The sequence below is a fragment of the Rhizobium sp. 21-4511-3d genome, assembly GCF_053522545.1.
In genome coordinates, this window is sequence record NZ_JBNWCF010000007.1 from 243,210 (window position 1) to 261,452 (window position 18,243).

An 18,243-nucleotide genomic window follows, 5' to 3' on the forward strand; every position below is an offset into this window, starting at 1 on the left:
CTACTTGGAGACTAATCCGAACGAAAAGAAAATGCCATCTTCCACTCATCGAAGGGGCACAACACCCCGCAACAAGGAGATGGAACAATGAACCGCCTGAACAACAAAGTCGCAATCGTCACCGGTGCAAGCTCCGGTATTGGCCGCTCGACGGCCAAGCTGTTTGCCGCCGAAGGCGCAAAGGTCGTGGTCGGCGCCCGCCGCCAGGCTGAACTCGAAAGCCTCGTCGCCGAGATCAAGGCCGCCGGTGGCGAAGCCGTCGCGGTTGCCGGTGACGTCCGCTCAGAAGATTATCACAAGGCGCTGGTCGCTGCCGCCGTTGCCAATTACGGCAAGCTCGACATCGCCTTCAACAATGCCGGTACGCTCGGCGAGGCCGGCCCCAGCACCGAGGTTTCCGAAGCCGGCTTTGCCGACACGCTGACGATCAACCTGACGGCCTCGTTCCTGGCAGCCAAGCATCAAGTCGCCGAAATGGTAAAGCATGGCGGTGGCTCGGTGATCTTCACCTCGACCTTCGTCGGCTATAGCTTCGCCTTCCCGGGTGTCGCCGCTTATGCCGCCAGCAAGTCCGGCCTGATCGGCCTGACCCAGGCGCTTGCCGCCGAATTCGGCCCGCAGAATGTGCGCGTCAACTCTGTGCTGCCGGGCGCTGTCGATACCGACATGTATCGCGAGATGAACGACACGCCTGACAAGAAGGGCTTCGTCACCAACCTGCACGCCCTGAAGCGTGTCGCCACCCCGGAAGAGCTTGCCCGCTCGGTTCTCTATCTCGCTTCCGACGATTCGAGCTTCGTGACCGGTACTGCCTCGCTGGTCGATGGCGGCGCATCGATCACCCGCACCTGACGAACGGGGCGCGATCATCCGCATTCTTCGAAAGAAGGGATGGTCGCGCCTTCCATTTTCGTATGAATATTCGGCGCGTCAGCCCCCACCCAAAGGACCATCATCATGTCACGCCTTGCAAACAAGACCGCCCTCATCACCGGCGGCACCAGCGGTATCGGCCTTGAGACCGCCCGCCAGTTCATCGCTGAAGGCGCCCGTGTCGCCATCACCGGCAGCAGCGCCGCGAGCGTCGAAAACGCCCGCAAGGAATTGGGTGAGAAGGCGCTGGTCATCCAGGCCGATGCCGGCAATGCTGATGGCCAGAAGGCTGTCGCCGATGCCATCAAGAATGCCTTCGGCCATCTCGACATCCTCTTCGTCAATGCCGGTATTGCCGAGTTCGGCCCGCTTGAACAATGGACGGAAGCGGCTTTCGACAAGTCGATTGCCATCAATGTGAAGGGACCGTTCTTCCTGATCCAGGCGCTGCTGCCGCTTTTTGCGAAGGGTGCCGCGATCGTTCTGAACACCTCGATCAACGCCCATATCGGCATGCCGAACTCCAGCGTCTATTCGCTGACCAAGGGCGCTTTGCTGACGTTGGCGAAAACGCTGTCCGGCGAACTCATCGGCCGCGGCATCCGCGTCAACGCCGTCAGCCCCGGCCCGATCGCCACGCCTCTCTACAGCAAGCTCGGCAATTCGGAAGCCGATTCCAAGGCGATGGCCGCACATATCCAGAGCCAGATCCCGGCCGGCCGCTTCGGCGATCCCTCGGAGGTCGCCAAGACCATCATCTTCCTGGCATCCGATGAAGCCGCCTATATCGTGGGTAGCGAACTGATCATCGATGGCGGGATGAGCAATCTCTAAGACCAAGAAGGCCGCGGCACTGATCTGCCGCGGCCTTTTTCATCAACCGCGTTCTACCAGCGCGCGGATGGCGGTTTCGAAGGTGGTCTCGCCCTTGCGCGATCCAGCCTCGCCGCCCTCGAACTCGATCCAGCCTTCATTGAAGCCATCGAGCATGCGCATGCGGGGTCCGGGGTTCTGCATGCCCTGGCTGCGGAACAGGGGCTCCCACGCATCCCGTTCGATCGTCTCGGCTTGCACCGGACGGCCAAGCACGGTGGCAAAGGCTTCGGCCATTTGCAGCGGTGTGATGCGGTAGGGCCCCTCGAGTTCGACGGCGCGCTTACCGGTCCAGTCCTGCTGCAGCATTTCGGCAGCGACGGCGCCGACATCGCGAACACCGACCATCGGAACGGGCTTATCCAGCGGCTGCAGGAAGCTCGGCATCACGCCGTCCCGCGCCGGAGCGATATCCCACACCGAATTTTCCATGAACCAGCCGGCGCGCAGAAAGGCGACCGGCATGGGCAGTTCAGAGAGAGCCTGCTCGACGAGGCCGAGTTGCGTCAGCAGATTTTCTTCCTTTGCCTGAGCGCCGATCGTGGACAGGCAGACGACCTTCTTTGGCGCCGCCTTCACCAGAGCCGTCTTCAAGGCTTCGATGAGGATCTTTGCCTGCGGAAAGCCCGGTGCCGGATCGAAGGCCGGCGGGATCAGCAGGAAAACGGCTTCCGCTCCGGCAAAGGCATCAGCAAGCGCCGCTGCATCCGTCATCTCGGCGATGGCTATTTCGGCACCGCGTTCGCGCCAGCTTCCTGCCTTCTCCTCATTGCGCATGACGGCGCGAACGGGCAATCCGCGCTCCAGCAGTTTCGCGCCGACGACGGCACCGACCTGGCCTGTTATTCCGGTTACAGCAAACATGTTCGAACTCCTTCTGACAGCGGCCTGTGCCGCGATGGCCAAAAGATGCGCCAAAACCGCCTTTGACTAAATTGCGCTTTTGTCCAATAATTCATGACCAAAAATCAGGAATGAAATGATGTTCGACGGGCGATTGCTGAATGGAGTCAGCGTGCTGGCTGCCGTGGTCGAGAGCGGCAGCTTTGCGCGGGCAGCCGATGCACTGGGGCTGACGGCATCGGGGGTCAGCCGGGCGGTGGCGCGCCTTGAGAGCCGGATTGGCGTACGCCTGCTCGATCGGACGACGCGGTCACTGCGGCTGACCGATGACGGCGCGCGCTTCTACGAGCAGGTGGTGCCGCTGCTTGGCGGTATCGAGGAAGCGGCCGCCTATGCTGCCGGAACGAAGCAGGCGGTGCGCGGGCGGCTGCGGATCAATGTCGATCCGTATTTCTCCAGACTGATTCTCGCGCCGAAGCTCGGCCTCTTTCTCGACCGCTATCCCGACCTGCAGATCGAGGTGGTGACGCGCAACGAGATCGGCGATCTCGTGGCCGACGGCATGGATGTGGCGGTGCGCTTCGGCGAAATCCCGGCGAAGAGTTCGCTGATTGCCCGCCAGCTTTTTCGCACACGGGTGATCACGGTCGCAGCGCCCTCCTATCTCGCGAAACATGGCACGCCGAAGGTGCCGACGGATCTCGCCGATCACACCTGCATCCAGTATCAGGATCCGCTGACCGGAAGGCCTTTCGAGTGGGAGCTCAGGCGCGGCAAGAACGTGGTGCCGATCGAGACGCGCGGCCGCGTCCTCGTCAACGATGCCGGCACGACGCTCGCGACTTGCCTTGCCGGGATCGGCGTTGCCCAGGTCTTCTCGCTCGGCATGAAGCCCTATCTCGACAGCGGGCAGCTGGTCGATCTCTATCCGGATTGGCCGGACGAAACCTTCCCGCTGCACTGCTTCTATCCGTCCCGTCATCATGTGCCGGCCAAGGTTCGCGCCTTCATCGATTTCTGTGTCGAAATCATCGGTCGCGGCTGAGACTTGTTTGGCCGATGCCCGCGGCCTATCAAGAAGGCATCCAATCACTTCATCGTCCGGCGGTTTCGCCTCGGGTGTTCCATGCTTCTCGGTATTCTCTGCGGCCTCGCCACATGCGCCTTGTGGGGACTGACCTTCGTCGTGCCGCGCGCCATCGCGCCCTTCAGCACCATGGACCTGACGGTGACGCGCTACGGGCTGTTTGCGCTGGCGAGCATCGTGCTGATGGTCAGCCCACGCTTCCGTCCCCGGAATATCAGGCCGCGAATGGCGATAACCGCGCTGCTGCTCGGCGGCATCGGCTATGTCGGTTATTTCGTCAGCGTCGCCTATGCGGTGCGGCTGGCGGGCGCTGCGATCCCGCCGCTCGTCATCGGCACCATGCCGGTGCTGCTCGCCGTCATCGCCAATCTGCGTGACCGCTCGGTGCCGTGGCGGCTGCTGGCGCTGCCTTTGATCCTGATCGCGATCGGCATCGGCTGGGTCAATCTGTCGATCTTCGCGACGACGCCATCGGGCGATCAGGGCGCCATCCTGCTCGGCATCGGCTCGGCGATGATCGGCCTGATCCTGTGGGTGATCTACGGTCTTGCCAGCACCGCCGCGATGCAATCGCCCGACGCGCCCGACATTCTGCAATGGACCGGACTGCAGGGCATCGGCGCCGGGCTCGGCTGCCTCGTGCTCATCCCCTTCACCTCCGCCGGCACCGATATCGTCTTCACCACGGCCGAGCTCTGGCGCTTCATTCTCTGGTCGCTGATCATGGGGCTTGCCGGGGCTTGGCTCGCGACATTGCTCTGGATGATTGCCTCGAAGCGGCTGCCGCTGGCGCTCGCGGCGCAGCTGATCGTTGCCGAGACGGTGTTCGGCTTGATCTTCGGCTTCCTCTTCGAGCAGCGGCTGCCGACGATCGCCGAAGCGGGCGGCTCGATCCTGCAGCTTGCAGGCGTCGGGCTGGCGATCGCCATCTTCACGCCGGCGCGCGGGCGGCGGGCGCACTGAGCGCTGCACGCATTGCATGTTATTCGCCAAAGGCTTAGGCTCACCGCAACAACAAAACGACGGGTAGAAGGCCATGGCTCTCAGCGGCAAACGCATCCTGCTTATCATCTCGGGCGGTATCGCAGCCTATAAGAGCCTCGATCTGATCCGCAGATTGCGCGAGCGCGGCGCTTCGGTGCGTCCCGTCATGACATCGGGTGCGCAGGAATTTGTGACGCCGCTCGCGGTCGGCGCGCTGGCGGCCGATCATGTCTTCACCGATCTCTTTTCACGGCAGGACGAACAGGATGTCGGCCACATCCGGCTGGCGCGCGATTGCGACCTGGTGCTGATCGCGCCTGCGACTGCCGACCTGATAGCGAAGATGGCGAACGGCCTTGCCGACGATCTTGCCTCGACCATTCTGCTCGCGACCGACAAGCCCGTGCTCGCTGCACCGGCGATGAACCCGCGTATGTGGACGCATCCGGCGACGAAGCGCAATGTCGCGACGCTCGCTGGCGATGGCATCCGGATGATCGGGCCGATGGCGGGAGAGATGGCGGAGAGCCGCGAGGCCGGCACCGGCCGCATGGCGGAGCCGCTGGAAATCGTCGCTGCCGCCGAAGCGCTGCTGGACGGTGGCCCGAAGCCGCTGGCCGGACGCAGAGCCGTCGTCACTTCGGGGCCGACCCATGAGCCGATCGACCCGGTGCGCTACATCGCCAACCGCTCCTCGGGACGTCAGGGCCATGCGATCGCCGCGGCGCTGGCGAAGCTCGGCGCCGATGTGACGCTTGTGTCGGGGCCGGTGACGATCGCCGATCCGGTGGGCGTGAAGACCATTCATGTCGAGCGCGCCGACGAGATGCGCGATGCGGTTCTGGCGGCGCTGCCTGCGGATATTGCCGTGATGGTCGCCGCTGTCGCCGACTGGCGCGTGGCCTCCGCCGCCGACCAGAAGATCAAGAAGCAGCCCGGCGAATCCATCCCGACGCTGGCGCTGACCGAAAACCCCGACATCCTGAAGACGGTCGGCCATCACACGATGCGGCCGAAGCTCGTCGTCGGCTTTGCGGCCGAGACGCAGGATGTCGAGAGCAATGCAAAGACCAAGCTGGAGCGAAAGGGCGCCGACATGATCGTCGCCAACGACGTCTCTCCGGCAACCGGCATCATGGGCGGAACGCGCAACAGCGTGAAGCTGATCAGCCGTGGCGGTATCGAACAATGGCCCGATATGGCGAAGGAAGAGGTGGCCGATAGGCTGGCTGCCGTGATCGCCGAGCGGCTCAGGCAGGGATAGCGATATCGGCCCTGGTCGGGGGGCGCTGTTCCGGCCGGAACGGCACGACATGGATGCCCGTTTCGTTGATCGTCACGGCACTGCCATCGGGGATTTCGGCCCAGGCATCGACATCGTCATTCAGCGGCTCGGAGACGAGGCAGTGGCCGTCGCGCATCGGCGAGGCATAGAGCGTCGGCGCTTTGCGATCGGTGGCATAGCGGATGCCGTAGAGCGACTTGCCGTCTGAGAATGCCGCGGTGAAGCGCAGGTGAACGCTGCCGAGCACGTTTTCCGAGAGGCCTTCGACGAAGCTCACCATTTCCGACATGGCAGAGACAGGCGCCTGGCGCAGGCCGAACTGCATGGCGAGCAGGAACATCAGTTCCGAGTCCGTCGTGCCACTGCGCGCATTGAAAAGCTCGTCGTCGAGCATGGCTTCCATCGCCCGGCGCAGCCGCTCGAAACCGCCGATCTGGCCGTTATGCATGAAGGACCAGTTTTCGTGCGTGAAGGGATGGCAATTGTCGCGGCGGGTGCCGCCGCCGGTGGCGGCGCGCACATGCGCGAGAAAAAGCGGCGAGCGGATCTGCCGCGCAAGGCTCTTCAGATTGCAATCGGACCAGGCGGGAAGGATATCGCGATATCTGCCCGGCTCCGGCCGGTCGCCATACCAGGCGATGCCGAAGCCATCGCCATTGGTGGCTGTCTTGGCGCGGGTGGCGCAATGGGATTGCTCGATCAGCGAATGCGCGGGCGAGGATACCAGCTCCTCCAGATAGAGGGGGTCTCCGCGATAGGCTGCCCAGCGACACATGCTCTTTGCTCCAGCCTGCCGTCTTGGCGGCAGAAAATGCCCGAAAACACGAGATCCGATTGTCGGGCGCGGTGGTAAATAAGGCCTTAAGGGCTACCGGAGTCGCAAGCCTTTATGACGGATTGTTGACGTTTCCCGCGATCGTCTGGCGCTGCTCACAACTTTTCTCGGCGCATGAGGTCGGTCTGCCACAGGGTGTCATCACCTTGATTTTTCTTAAATCTGCGTCGCAACGCTGCTCGAAGTCTTGGTGCGTCAGGCGGCAAGGCACGGCTGCGGCCGGGTTTTTTCTTGCATCGCGGCCGAATCGGCCTACCTTTGAGTCATGTTCAACGAAACGAAAGGAAGGTGATCCAATGTCTAATGAGATTTCGGTCTTTGTAGCAGGCTTGGAAGTGGTGACGAAAGCGGGGCAGCCCTCGCTCTAAAGCCAGCCTTCCTAGGACCGCCTGACGGTCCGGCCAGTTCAAGGCCAAACTCATGGAAAGGGTCGCGAAAGCGGCCCTTTTTCCGTTTCTGCAGAAAGCGTTTGACGACATGAGCCCCGCGTCATATTCATAAGGTCATCTGATGACTTTATGAATATGACCATGCAACCTCTCAGCAAGACCAATCTGGCGGAGACCGCGATCGAGGCGATCCGCAGCGAGATTCTCGCCAAGCGCTGGGCCGTCGGCGACAAGCTGCCGAACGAAGCCGCCCTCTGCGGCATGCTCTCCATCAGCCGCGGAACGGTGCGCGAAGCCGTGCGTGTGCTGGTGTCGCAGGGCTATCTCGAGACCCGGCAGGGTTCGGGCACCTACGTTCTCTCGACGACCGACAGCAGCATGCCGCTGACCATGGCGCGGCGGGCGGGCCTTCGCGACCAGTTCGAGGCGCGCTGCGCGCTCGATGTCGAGGCCGCCCGGCTTGCCAGCATCCGGCAGACGCCTGCCGTGATAGCCGGGTTGCGAGCCCTGCTCGAAGAGCGCGGCAACTACGATGGCGGCGACAAGGCCGCCTTCATTGCCCGCGATCTCGCCTTCCACAAGGCGGTCATCGCCGCCGCGCAGAACCGCGCGATGATCGAGATCTACGACTTCTTCTCGGCGTCGATTGCCGAAACCATCGAAGCGACGCTTGGGCAGGATGTGCCCGAGCCTGACATGCCGGCGCATGCCGCCATTATCGATGCCATCGAAACCGGCGATCCTCAAAAGGCCGATGCGGCGGTGCGCCGTTTCATGGCCCCCGTGATCGCCGCACTGGACCGGATGCTCCTGTCATGACCACTCCCCTCAATGATACCGCGCACGCCTTCGATGCGGCGAGCGAACAGCTGATCGATGCCGAAACCGACAGCGTGCCGCCGGTGCAGCCGCCCGCGGCGATGTCATCGACCGCGCGTATCCTGCTCGGTGTCAGCCTCGTACTGATCGCCTTCAACCTGCGGCCCGTCTTCTCCAGCGCCTCGGCGCTGCTGCCGGAAATCCGCTCCGGGCTTGGCCTTTCGCCGCTCGGCGCCAGCCTGCTGACCACGCTTCCTGTCGTCTGCCTTGGCGCCTTTTCGCCGCTGGCACCGCGGCTGGCGCAGCGCATAGGTTCAGAGCGAACTTTGCTCGGCGTCATCTTCCTTCTGGCGCTCGGAACGGCGATGCGCGGGCTCGACTCGATCCCGCTGCTGTTTCTCGGCACGGCGATCGCCGGTGGCTGCATCGCGGTCGGCAACGTGTTGCTGCCGGGTCTGGTGAAGCGCGACTTTGCAGATCGAGCCGCGCTGATGACCGGTTGCTATACGATGGCGCTTTGTGCCGGTGCGGCGAGTGCCGCAGGCCTGACACTGCCAATCGAGCATGCGCTCGGCGGTTCACTTTCGGGCGCATTGGCCGCCTGGGCTGTTCCGGCCGTCGTCGTCGGGCTGATCTGGCTGCCACAGGTTCTCAGCACCAAGAATGTCGCCAAGCGCAGCGGCTTTCGCGTCGAAGGCCTTTGGCGCGACAGGCTTGCCTGGCAGGTGACGCTGTTCATGGGCTTGCAATCGGCCCTCGCCTATTGCGTTTTCGGCTGGCTGGTTCCGATCCTGCGTGAGCGCGGCCTCGACGGCGTCACGGCTGGTGCGATCGTTTCGATGTCGGTCATGGTGCAGGCCGCCGCCTGCCTGGTGGCGCCGCAGGTCGCCGTGCGCGGCAGGGATCAGCGGCTGATCAATGCTTCGCTCTGCGTTATCGCCGTCATTGCGCTCCTCGGCCTGCTCTTTGCGCCGCTGTCCACCGTCTGGCTCTGGGCGGCGCTGCAGGGCGTCGGCCAGGGTGGACTGATCGCGGTGGCGATGACGGCGATCGTGTTGCGCTCGAAGGACTCGCATGTTGCGGCCCATCTTTCCGGCATGGCGCAATGCGTCGGCTATCTGCTTGCGGCGATCGGCCCGCTGATCGTCGGCATGATCCGCAGTTGGACGGGGAGCTTTGCCTGGTGCGCCGTGCTGTTCGTCGCCCTCGGCCTCGGCGCTGCCATCAACGGCTGGAATGCCGGGCGCGCGCTGCAGGTCAACGCGAGGACGATCGAGACGCCTTGATCGCGGTTGCTGCGGGGATGAGCTCACCCGGGGGATGAGCTGCGCTCACCCGGGGATCACCATGTCTTGATGAGTCTGCACGGCGGGGGATGATACCCTATCTCAGGCTCTACCTACCGCCGGAGGAGATCATTTGCCGTTTCGCTCGCTGACGCTGACCATCGCTCTTACACTCTCGCTTGCCGCCGCACCGGCCTTTTCCGAGGAGCGGCCGGGTGTTCTCAAGCTGCTTCCGCAGGATGCCGTCACGGAACACCAGGCAACGATCGGCGGCCGGAAACTGGATTATACGGCAACGGCCGGGACGCTCGATCTGTTCGGCCAGGACGGCAACCAGACCGGAGCGATCTTCTACACAGCCTATACCACAAAGAATGCCGGTACGAACCGGCCGCTTACCTTTGCCTTCAACGGCGGGCCGGGCGCCGCGTCCGCCTTTCTGCATCTCGGCCTCGTCGGCCCGCGCATTCTCGATTTCGGGCCGCAGGCGCGCGATGGCGCCCACGCGAAGCTCACCGACAATCCCGAGAGTTGGCTGGATTTCACCGATCTCGTGCTGATCGATCCCATCGGCACCGGCTGGAGCCGGACGGCGAAGGCCGATGACGCAAAGGACTATTATAGCGTCGGCTCGGATGCGCAGAGCATTGCCAAGGCGATCGCTCTTTACGTCGCCCACAACAACCGTGCGGCCTCGCCAAAATATCTGCTCGGCGAGAGCTATGGCGGCTTCCGCGCCGCAAAGGTGGCCGGAGCGCTGCAGGAGAGCCAGGGCATTATCGTTGCCGGGGCGATCATGCTGTCGCCGCTGCTTGAGGCGCAGCTGATGTTCAATGCCGACGAGTTCGCTCTCGGCGCTGCTCTCGAACTTCCCTCGCTCGCCGCAGCAGAGATGGACCGGCGCGGCGCTTTCTCAGCGGAAAAACAGACCGAGGCCGAGCGCTTTGCGCTGGGAGACTATCTGACGACCCTCGTGGGGCCTGAGCCGTCCGGCGATGCGGCCAAGGCATTCTATACCAAGGTTTCCGGCCTGACCGGAATTCCGGAAGATGTCGTAACCCGCAGCCGCGGTTTCCTCGGCAACGCCTTTGCCAAGAATTCCGGCAAGGAAAAGGGCGAGGTGATGAGCCCTTACGATGCCGGGTTTGCCTCGCCCGATCCCTATCCTGAATCCGATTACGATCGAGGCGACGACGCCATTCTCGACGGATTCACGCGCGCCTATGGCGGCGCCTTTAGCGACTACGCCCGCAACGAACTGGGCTTCAAGACCGAGATGACCTATTCGCTGCTCGACAACGATGTGAACCGGCAATGGGAATGGGGCGGACGCGGCGGCGGATCGCGCCTGCAGGCGAGCGTCACCGGCGATATCCGGCAGCTCCTGGCATCGAACCCGAGCTTTCATCTGCTGATAGCCCATGGCTACAGCGATCTCGTGACGCCCTATGGCGTCAGCCGCTATGTCGTCGATCACCTGCCGCAGAGCCTTGCCAAGGATCGCGTGCAGCTCGACGTCTATCGCGGCGGCCACATGTTCTACACCAATGCGGACCAACGGGCGGCTTTCACGGCGGATGCGAAGGCATTCTACGCCAAGAATGGCGGCATCCAGCCAGGCGACTAGGGTTCGAGACCGGACAAATAGGGTTGCCGCTTGGGAGCGCTGACATAGATAGGTCTCATGTCCTATCAAAAGCAGCCGCTTGTCATCGCGGAGCCGGATGCGGCTTCAGGCGAGGACTCCATCTTTGCCGCGCTGGCCAACGCTCCAGATTCCTGGGCCCTGTTTCTCGACATCGACGGCACGCTGCTCGACCTTGCGGAGACGCCTGACGGCATCGTTGTGCCGCCGGAACTTCCCAGCCAGCTCGAAGCTCTCTCCGCAAGGCTTGGCGGCGCATTGGCGCTGGTGACCGGGCGGGGCCTTTCCTATGCCGACCGGCTGTTTGCACCGCTTCGCTTCCCGATCGCAGGGCTTCATGGTGCCGAACGCCGCGCAGCCGATGGCACGGTGACGACAGCCAAGGCGACGGCGGAATTCGAGGCGCTGAAAGTCGATCTCGTGCTTCAGACCCAGGGCTGGCCTGGCGTCCTCATTGAAGACAAGGGAGCGGCTGTTGCCGCGCATTACCGGCTGGCGCCGGATCGGGAAATCGATCTCGAACCGCTGATGCAGCAGGCGCTCGACCGCGCCGGGCCTGATTGGCACATGCAGCATGGCAAGATGGTGATCGAGATCCGCCCTTCCAGTGCCGACAAGGGACATGCCGTCGAAGCTTTCCTGGCGCAGCCCCCCTTTAAGGGCCGCCGCGCCATCGCGATCGGCGACGATGTGACCGACGAGGCGATGTTCCGCGCGGTCAACCCTCTCGGTGGCCTGTCGATCCGCGTCGGACCGCTCTCGCCCGCAAGCGAAGCCAAAGCGTCGATCGCCTCCGCGGCAGCCCTTCGCGGCGTCGTCGCCCGGCTGGCGGCGTGAACCATTTGATCATCAAAACCATTTCCATGAAAAGGACTGAACCATGAGCCGTCTCGTCGTCGTTTCCAATCGCGTTCCCGTTCCCGACAAGGGCGGAATTGCGCCTGCCGGCGGCCTTGCCGTTGCGCTGAAGGCAGCGCTCGAAGAGCGCGGCGGCATCTGGATGGGCTGGTCGGGGAAATCGAGCGGCGAGCAGGAACCGGAGAGGCTCGCGGAAATTCAGCAGGGCAACATCACCTATGCGCTGACCGACCTGACCGACACCGATGTCGAGGAATACTATCACGGCTTTGCCAACCGCGTGCTCTGGCCGATCTGCCATTACCGGCTGGATCTGGCCGAATATGGACGCAAGGAAATGGCCGGATATTTCCGCGTCAACCGCTTCTTCGCGCATCGGCTGGCGCCGCTGATCAAGCCCGACGATGTCATTTGGGTACACGACTATCACCTGATCCCGCTCGCTGCCGAACTGCGGCAGATGGGGCTGAAGAACAAGATCGGCTTTTTCCTGCACATACCCTGGCCGCCGGCCGATGTGCTCTTCACCATGCCTGTCCACGAGGAGATCATGCGCGGTCTCTCGCATTACGATCTCGTCGGCTTCCAGACCGATCATGACCTTGAAAACTTTGCCGGCTGTCTGCGCCGTGAAGGGATCGGCGACGAGCTGGGTGGCGGGCGCTTCAGCTCGCACGGCAGGACATTCAAGGGCGGCGCCTATTCGATCGGCATCGAGACCGCCGCTTTCGCCGAATTCGCCCGCAAGTCCTCAACGCACAGCATGGTGCGCAAGGCTCGCGAGAGCGTCGAGGGCCGCAGCCTGATCATCGGCGTCGACCGGCTCGACTACTCCAAGGGTCTGACGCAGCGCATCGACGCCTTCGAGAGCTTCATCAAGGCCAATCCGGCGCAGCAGGGGCATGTGACCTATCTGCAGATCACTCCGAAATCCCGCTCCGAAGTGCCGGAATACGAAGCAATGCAGCGCACCGTCGCCGAACAGGCGGGCCGGGTGAACGGCGCGCTGGGCTCGGTGGACTGGGTGCCGATCCGCTACATCAACCGTTCCGTCGGCCGCCATATCCTTGCCGGGCTCTACCGTCTTGGCCGTGTCGGGCTGGTGACGCCGTTGCGCGATGGAATGAACCTTGTCGCCAAGGAATATGTCGCAGCGCAGGATCCCGACGATCCCGGCGTTCTCGTGCTGTCGCGCTTTGCGGGTGCTGCCCGCGAATTGAAGGGCGCGCTGCTCGTCAATCCCTACGACGTCGAAGGAACCGCCAATGCCATGGCGCGGGCGCTCAGCATGCCGCTCGACGAGCGGAAGGAGCGCTGGAAGAAGATGATGGATCATCTTCTGGAATTCGACGTCTCCCGCTGGTGCAAAGATTTCCTGAAAGATCTCGGCGCCTGATATTTCAGCGCCCCGCCTCGGCCTGCAGCCATTCCACCAGGCTTTCCGTCTCCGCGGTTTTCTCGCGCGGCGGGATCAGCCAGTAGCCGCGATCGGCCGCCTCCAGAACCGGTCCGGCGGTGACCAGCATGCCGGAGGCCAGGAGCGAATCCACCAGGCCCATCCAGCCGATGGCAATCCCCTGCTCGCCGACGGCCGCCTGGACGACGAGCGAATAGGTGTTGAAGCTCATCTCGCCCGGCGCCGCCGAGCCGTCACGGCGCAGACCGAGCTCGGCAAAATAGCTCGGCCAGTCGAACCAGGGCGAGGCGCCGGGCACATCGAGATGCAGCAGGCGTGCTCCCGGCAGCTCGTGTGCCGCGCCGAACGGCCCGTGTCTTGTCATGAACCCCGGCGAACAGACCGGCACGACCTTTTCCGGCATCAGCAAAATGCCGTGCGCGCCGAAATCGCGCCGGCTGCCGAAGACGATCGCCGCATCATGGCGGTCCGGCATCGGCCGATCGACGAACTGAGTGGCGACGATCTGGATATCGAGGCCGGGGTGGCGCTGGCCGAAAGCATGCATGCGCGGGATCAGCCAGAGCGAGGAGAAGGCATAATCGGTATGCAGGCGGAGCGTCAGGCGCTCGGCCTCGTTGCGGAAGCTGCGCACCAGCGTGTCGACATCCGCAACCGTGCGCGAGGCGATATCGAAGAGACGGCGGCCCTCCGCCGTCAATTCGACGCCGCGATGACGGCGCTCCAGCAGGCTGACCTGCATCTGCTCTTCCAGACGGCGGATTTGATAGCTGACCGCAGGCTGCGTGAGCCCTAGCACCTCGGCCGCCGACGACAGGTTTCCGAGCCTGCCGGCTTCGGCCAGAATGCGCAGCCATCCGAGATCAATGTGCCGATCAGCCATAAAAATTCCTTTTGTCACGCATCGAAATAATTCAGCTTCACAAGGATACACAGCCGTTGTTCAATAAAATGATCGAATAGCAGGCGAAGCGCAACGGCCTTCGAAACATAGGCAGGACAACAGCATGACGCGCCCGAATATCCTCATCCTCATGGTGGACCAGTTCAACGGCACCTTCTTCCCTGACGGTCCCGCGGACTTCCTGCATGCGCCGCATCTGAAGGCGCTCGCCAAGCGCTCGGTGCGTTTTGCCAACAGCTATACGGCAAGCCCGCTCTGCGCGCCCGCCCGCGCCTCCTTCATGTCCGGCCAGCTGCCGAGCCGCACGCGCGTCTACGACAACGCCGCCGAATTCGCCTCTGATATCCCGACCTATGCGCATCATCTGCGGGCGGCCGGCTATCACACGGCGCTTTCGGGCAAGATGCATTTCGTCGGGCCGGACCAATTGCACGGCTTCGAGGAGCGGCTGACAACCGATATCTATCCGGCCGATTTCGGCTGGACGCCCGACTATACGAAGCCCGGCGAGCGGATCGACTGGTGGTACCACAATCTCGGCTCCGTCACCGGCGCCGGCGTGGCCGAGATCACCAACCAGATGGAATATGACGACGAGGTTGCCTATAACGCGACCCGCAAGCTCTACGACCTCTCACGCCGCCAGGACGACCGTCCCTGGTGCCTGACGGTGAGCTTCACCCATCCGCACGACCCCTATGTGGCGCGGCGGAAATTCTGGGACCTCTACGAGGATTGCCCGGCACTCGACCCTGAGGTCCCGGCCCTACCCTTCGACGAACTCGATCCGCATTCGCAACGCCTGCTCGAAGCCTGCGACTACAAGGCCTTCGACATCACGCCCGAGCAGATCCGGCGCGCGCGGCGCGGCTATTTCGCCAATATCTCCTATGTCGACGAGAAGGTCGGCGAAATCCTCGACGTGCTCGAGCGCAGCCGGATGGCCGAGGATACGATCATTCTCTTCGTTTCGGACCATGGCGACATGCTCGGCGAGCGCGGGCTCTGGTTCAAGATGTGCTTCTTCGACGGCTCGTCGCGGGTGCCGCTGATGATCAGCGCTCCGGGCTGGGAACCGGCGCTGATCACGCAGCCGGTCTCGACGCTGGACGTCACGCCGACGCTCGCCGGTCTTGCGGGTCTCGATATCACCTCGCTGAAGAAATGGACCGACGGCGAGGATCTGGCGCCGCTCGCCAACGGCACCGGCGGCCGCAGCCCGGTTCCGATGGAATATGCCGCGGAAGGCTCGATCACACCGCTCGTCGCCATTCGCGACGGCCGCTACAAGCTGTCGCTTTGCGACGCCGACCCGGCCATGCTTTTCGACCTCGATGCCGATCCGCATGAGCTGGCCAACCTCGCAGAAGATCCCAGGCATGCGGAAGCAATGAGCCGACTAAAGGCACAGGCGGACGCGCGCTGGAGCCTGCCAACCTATGATGCCGCAGTGCGCGAAAGCCAGGCGCGGCGCTGGGTCGTTTACGAGGCGCTGCGCAACGGTGCCTATTATCCCTGGGACTACCAGCCGCTGCAGAAGGCCTCGGAGCGCTACATGCGCAACCATATGGACCTTAACGTGCTCGAAGAAAGCAAGCGCTATCCGCGCGGGGAGTGATCCTGCGCGGCTGATATCACGTGATGATTGCATAAATTTGCAACTTTAAGGAAATGTTTTGGCGCTTATAAAGCCATCAGTGATATCCAAACCTCCAGAGAAGCAACTGGAGGGAGGCGAACTTGCGGCGTTGGATCAGTGGTAGGGATTATGCAGTTGGCGCAGCCATACGTTTCGGCGCGTTCTTGGCCATTACCGTGGGCTTCCCGTTTTTTGTCTATGGGATCGTGATGCTATCCGGCGCACAGGGGACCGGCGGCGCTGCAGGCGCATTGGCGCTGGTACTTGGCCTTTATCTGAAGCCGGTGATCTATCTGATCTTTGCGTTCTCGCTGCTCAGTATATCGATACGGCGCGCCCGAAGCCTGGAGATTTCGCTACTCATCGGCATCTGTATTTCCCTGCTTGTCCTGTCCGATCTCGCTTTTGGAATAACCTTCGGATCTTTCTGGGCCGTTGGCTTCTCCCTCGGCATGCTCACTTTGCCGATGCCCGCTTCGGTATTTACGGCGGTGATGGCGATTGCGACACTGAGCCTCCTGAAAGATTCCGACGAATTGACCACCGATGGAGCAGCGACGCTGTACAAGGCCTGGAAAACGCTTCTTTTCGTTTCCACCGCTCTCGGTCTACTTGGCCTGCTGCCCTATCTCTCGATCTGGCTGCTTGGCAGCTCAGGCCTGGCCCTGGCGGCAGCCCGCGTCCTCTTCTATCTCAGATCCGCGCTGGTCTATCCCTACGGCCTGTTGCTCATCTTTGCCGGCGTGTCGGTTGCACTCGTGATCGCAAGCAGGCGCACGCCGCCGGCAGGCAGCCGCCCGTCGAGCCGCTCACCATCCGCAAGCCGTGCACCGATGTTCGGCCGGCAATCGCAATGAGGTATCACGCCGCCTTGGCGACGTGATATTCCTTGATGGCGTCCATCTTGATGTCGGGGTAGCGCTCGGATTCGTAACGAAGCGAGAAGCTGTCCTGCGCCAGGAAGACCGGGTCGCCATCGAGATCGCGGGCGATATCGCCGCGCTTGACGGTGAGGAATTTGTCGAGCTCCGCCGGCTTTTCCGACGAGACCCAACGGCACACCGAGAAGCGCGACATTTCGAAGGAGACGGGCAGGCCATATTCCTGCTGCAGGCGCTCCTTGAGAACATCGAGCTGCAGGGCGCCGACGACGCCGACGATTGCCGGTGAGCCATCTTCCGGCGAGAACAGCTGGACGACGCCTTCTTCGGCCATCTGCTGCAGCGCTTCCTTCAGCTTCTTTGCCTTCATCGCATCTTCGAGGCGCACGCGGCGCAGGATTTCCGGCGAGAAGTTCGGAACACCCTGGAAGACCAGCGCTTCGCCTTCGGTCAGCGTATCGCCGATGCGCAGCGTGCCGTGGTTCGGGATGCCGACGACATCGCCGGCATAGGCAGTATCGGCCAGCTGGCGTTGCGAGGCGAAGAAAAACTGCGGCGCCGTGAGGCCGAGCTGCTTGCCGGTACGCGCCAGGCGCGCCTTCATGCCGCGCTCCAGCTTGCCGGAGCAGATGCGGGCAAACGCGATGCGGTCGCGATGGTTCGGGTCCATGTTCGCCTGAATCTTGAAGACGAAGGCGGTCATCTTGTCTTCATTGGCATGGACGGTGCGGATGTCCGCAACCTGATCGCGCGGCGGCGGAGCGAACTCGCCGAGCGCGTTGATGAGATCGCGAACGCCGAAATTGCGCAACGCCGAGCCGAAGAAGACGGGCGTCATATGGCCTTCGAGGAAAGCCTGACGGTCGAACGGGCGGCAGGCTTCGATCGCCAGCTCCGTCTCGTCGATGAAGGCCTGGCGCTCGTTTTCCGGCAGGCGGTTGGCGACGCTCTGCGGCCCGTTGACCGGCGTGCCCTCGACTTCGGTATCGGAGCCGCGGACGGTGTTAGCGGCGATGTTGTAAGAGCCGCAGAATGTCTTCGAACGGCCGATCGGCCAGGTGATTGGGGCGGTATCCAGCGCCAGCTTCTCTTCGACCTCATCGAGGATCTCGAAGGGATCGCGGCTTTCGCGGTCCATCTTGTTAATGAAGGTGATGATCGGGATGTCGCGCATGCGGCAGACTTCGAAAAGCTTCAGCGTCCGCGGCTCGATACCCTTGGCGGCATCGATGACCATAACGGCGGCATCCACCGCCGTCAGCGTGCGGTAGGTGTCGTCGGCGAAGTCTTCGTGGCCGGGCGTATCGAGAATGTTGAAGACGTTGTCGTCATATTCGAAGGTCATGACCGAAGTGACCACCGAGATGCCGCGCTCACGCTCGATCTTCATCCAGTCGGAGCGCGTCTGGATGCGGTCCTTCTTCGCCTTGACTTCGCCGGCGAGCTGAATGGCGCCGCCGAACAGCAGCAGCTTTTCGGTCAGCGTCGTCTTGCCCGCGTCCGGGTGCGCGATAATAGCGAATGTGCGGCGGCGGGAGACCGCCTCGGCGAGTGTTTCGGCCATCATGTGAATCCTGTGGAATTGCGGGCTATCTAGCGATTTAGGCCGGGCTTTGCAATTGACC

The 18,243-nt window shown here is 63.0% G+C and carries 16 protein-coding genes; 12 read left to right on the forward strand and 4 right to left on the reverse strand.

Annotated features, from left to right (window positions below; translation table 11 throughout):
• Positions 1-87: 87 nt before the first annotated feature.
• Complete coding sequence (locus ACQZ5H_RS17455) at positions 88-852, forward strand: SDR family oxidoreductase (RefSeq protein ID WP_449098507.1); 765 nt, start codon at positions 88-90, stop codon at positions 850-852.
• A gap of 105 nt (positions 853-957) precedes the next feature.
• Positions 958-1,707: an SDR family oxidoreductase gene (locus ACQZ5H_RS17460; protein ID WP_449098508.1), complete on the forward strand. Its 750-nt coding sequence runs from the start codon at positions 958-960 to the stop codon at positions 1,705-1,707.
• 42 nt (positions 1,708-1,749) lie between these two features.
• On the opposite strand, the gene ACQZ5H_RS17465 is transcribed toward ACQZ5H_RS17460, so the two are convergent.
• Positions 1,750-2,610 carry an NmrA family NAD(P)-binding protein gene (locus ACQZ5H_RS17465; protein ID WP_449098509.1) on the reverse strand — a complete coding sequence of 287 codons (861 nt, stop codon included), beginning with the start codon at positions 2,608-2,610 and terminating at the stop codon, positions 1,750-1,752.
• A 118-nt stretch (positions 2,611-2,728) separates the two neighbouring features.
• Here ACQZ5H_RS17465 and ACQZ5H_RS17470 point away from each other — a divergent pair, with 118 nt between their 5' ends.
• The 3 genes from ACQZ5H_RS17470 to coaBC all read left to right on the forward strand — a co-directional run bounded on the left by ACQZ5H_RS17470 (position 2,729) and on the right by coaBC (position 5,924).
• Entirely contained in the window at positions 2,729-3,634 is a 906-nt protein-coding gene (locus ACQZ5H_RS17470; RefSeq protein WP_449098510.1) for a LysR family transcriptional regulator, read from the forward strand.
• Positions 3,635-3,715: 81 nt separating this feature from the next.
• Positions 3,716-4,639, forward strand: coding sequence for a DMT family transporter (locus ACQZ5H_RS17475; RefSeq protein WP_449098511.1), 924 nt, complete (start codon positions 3,716-3,718; stop codon positions 4,637-4,639).
• 73 nt (positions 4,640-4,712) lie between these two features.
• Positions 4,713-5,924: a bifunctional phosphopantothenoylcysteine decarboxylase/phosphopantothenate--cysteine ligase CoaBC gene (gene coaBC, locus ACQZ5H_RS17480; protein WP_449098512.1), complete on the forward strand. Its 1,212-nt coding sequence runs from the start codon at positions 4,713-4,715 to the stop codon at positions 5,922-5,924.
• Here the strand turns inward: coaBC and ACQZ5H_RS17485 are convergent.
• Positions 5,911-6,720, reverse strand: a complete 810-nt coding sequence (locus ACQZ5H_RS17485) for a class II glutamine amidotransferase (RefSeq protein ID WP_449098513.1) — start codon at positions 6,718-6,720, stop codon at positions 5,911-5,913. The two genes, coaBC and ACQZ5H_RS17485, sit on opposite strands and share 14 nt — an antisense overlap.
• 590 nt (positions 6,721-7,310) lie before the next feature.
• Between ACQZ5H_RS17485 and ACQZ5H_RS17490 the strand changes: the two genes are divergently transcribed.
• From ACQZ5H_RS17490 to otsA, 5 genes are all read left to right on the forward strand, one after another.
• Positions 7,311-7,988 carry a FadR/GntR family transcriptional regulator gene (locus ACQZ5H_RS17490; protein WP_449098514.1) on the forward strand — a complete coding sequence of 226 codons (678 nt, stop codon included), beginning with the start codon at positions 7,311-7,313 and terminating at the stop codon, positions 7,986-7,988.
• Entirely contained in the window at positions 7,985-9,274 is a 1,290-nt protein-coding gene (locus ACQZ5H_RS17495) for a CynX/NimT family MFS transporter (protein ID WP_449098515.1), read from the forward strand. The genes ACQZ5H_RS17490 and ACQZ5H_RS17495 overlap by 4 nt, the downstream gene beginning before the upstream one ends.
• 133 nt (positions 9,275-9,407) lie before the next feature.
• Complete coding sequence (locus ACQZ5H_RS17500) at positions 9,408-10,901, forward strand: S10 family peptidase (RefSeq protein ID WP_449098516.1); 1,494 nt, start codon at positions 9,408-9,410, stop codon at positions 10,899-10,901.
• A 57-nt stretch (positions 10,902-10,958) separates the two neighbouring features.
• Positions 10,959-11,756, forward strand: coding sequence for a trehalose-phosphatase (gene otsB, locus ACQZ5H_RS17505; protein WP_449098517.1), 798 nt, complete (start codon positions 10,959-10,961; stop codon positions 11,754-11,756).
• A gap of 43 nt (positions 11,757-11,799) precedes the next feature.
• Positions 11,800-13,173: an alpha,alpha-trehalose-phosphate synthase (UDP-forming) gene (otsA, locus tag ACQZ5H_RS17510; RefSeq protein WP_449098518.1), complete on the forward strand. Its 1,374-nt coding sequence runs from the start codon at positions 11,800-11,802 to the stop codon at positions 13,171-13,173.
• A gap of 4 nt (positions 13,174-13,177) precedes the next feature.
• On the opposite strand, the gene ACQZ5H_RS17515 is transcribed toward otsA, so the two are convergent.
• Positions 13,178-14,077 carry a choline sulfate utilization transcriptional regulator gene (locus ACQZ5H_RS17515; RefSeq protein ID WP_449098519.1) on the reverse strand — a complete coding sequence of 300 codons (900 nt, stop codon included), beginning with the start codon at positions 14,075-14,077 and terminating at the stop codon, positions 13,178-13,180.
• Positions 14,078-14,201: 124 nt separating this feature from the next.
• Here ACQZ5H_RS17515 and betC point away from each other — a divergent pair, with 124 nt between their 5' ends.
• Both betC and ACQZ5H_RS17525 read left to right on the forward strand, forming a co-directional pair.
• Positions 14,202-15,716, forward strand: a complete 1,515-nt coding sequence (gene betC / locus ACQZ5H_RS17520) for a choline-sulfatase (protein ID WP_449098520.1) — start codon at positions 14,202-14,204, stop codon at positions 15,714-15,716.
• 122 nt (positions 15,717-15,838) lie between these two features.
• Complete coding sequence (locus tag ACQZ5H_RS17525) at positions 15,839-16,594, forward strand: hypothetical protein (protein WP_449098521.1); 756 nt, start codon at positions 15,839-15,841, stop codon at positions 16,592-16,594.
• Between the two features lie 4 nt (positions 16,595-16,598).
• Here ACQZ5H_RS17525 and ACQZ5H_RS17530 read toward each other — a convergent pair whose 3' ends face one another.
• Positions 16,599-18,182, reverse strand: coding sequence for a peptide chain release factor 3 (locus ACQZ5H_RS17530; protein WP_203430030.1), 1,584 nt, complete (start codon positions 18,180-18,182; stop codon positions 16,599-16,601).
• Between the last annotated feature and the right edge of the window lie 61 nt (positions 18,183-18,243).

Excerpts from the sequence above, each read along its gene's own strand:
- ACQZ5H_RS17530 (WP_203430030.1), bottom strand. The coding sequence starts at position 18,182 with ATGGCCGAAACACTCGCCGAGGCGGTCTCCCGCCGCCGCACATTCGCT.
- ACQZ5H_RS17495 (WP_449098515.1), top strand. The coding sequence starts at position 7,985 with ATGACCACTCCCCTCAATGATACCGCGCACGCCTTCGATGCGGCGAGC.
- ACQZ5H_RS17465 (WP_449098509.1), bottom strand. The coding sequence starts at position 2,610 with ATGTTTGCTGTAACCGGAATAACAGGCCAGGTCGGTGCCGTCGTCGGC.
- ACQZ5H_RS17470 (WP_449098510.1), top strand. The coding sequence starts at position 2,729 with ATGTTCGACGGGCGATTGCTGAATGGAGTCAGCGTGCTGGCTGCCGTG.
- ACQZ5H_RS17515 (WP_449098519.1), bottom strand. The coding sequence starts at position 14,077 with ATGGCTGATCGGCACATTGATCTCGGATGGCTGCGCATTCTGGCCGAA.
- otsB (WP_449098517.1), top strand. The coding sequence starts at position 10,959 with ATGTCCTATCAAAAGCAGCCGCTTGTCATCGCGGAGCCGGATGCGGCT.
- coaBC (WP_449098512.1), top strand. The coding sequence starts at position 4,713 with ATGGCTCTCAGCGGCAAACGCATCCTGCTTATCATCTCGGGCGGTATC.
- ACQZ5H_RS17485 (WP_449098513.1), bottom strand. The coding sequence starts at position 6,720 with ATGTGTCGCTGGGCAGCCTATCGCGGAGACCCCCTCTATCTGGAGGAG.
- ACQZ5H_RS17460 (WP_449098508.1), top strand. The coding sequence starts at position 958 with ATGTCACGCCTTGCAAACAAGACCGCCCTCATCACCGGCGGCACCAGC.
- betC (WP_449098520.1), top strand. The coding sequence starts at position 14,202 with ATGACGCGCCCGAATATCCTCATCCTCATGGTGGACCAGTTCAACGGC.
- otsA (WP_449098518.1), top strand. The coding sequence starts at position 11,800 with ATGAGCCGTCTCGTCGTCGTTTCCAATCGCGTTCCCGTTCCCGACAAG.
- ACQZ5H_RS17475 (WP_449098511.1), top strand. The coding sequence starts at position 3,716 with ATGCTTCTCGGTATTCTCTGCGGCCTCGCCACATGCGCCTTGTGGGGA.
- ACQZ5H_RS17455 (WP_449098507.1), top strand. The coding sequence starts at position 88 with ATGAACCGCCTGAACAACAAAGTCGCAATCGTCACCGGTGCAAGCTCC.
- ACQZ5H_RS17490 (WP_449098514.1), top strand. The coding sequence starts at position 7,311 with ATGCAACCTCTCAGCAAGACCAATCTGGCGGAGACCGCGATCGAGGCG.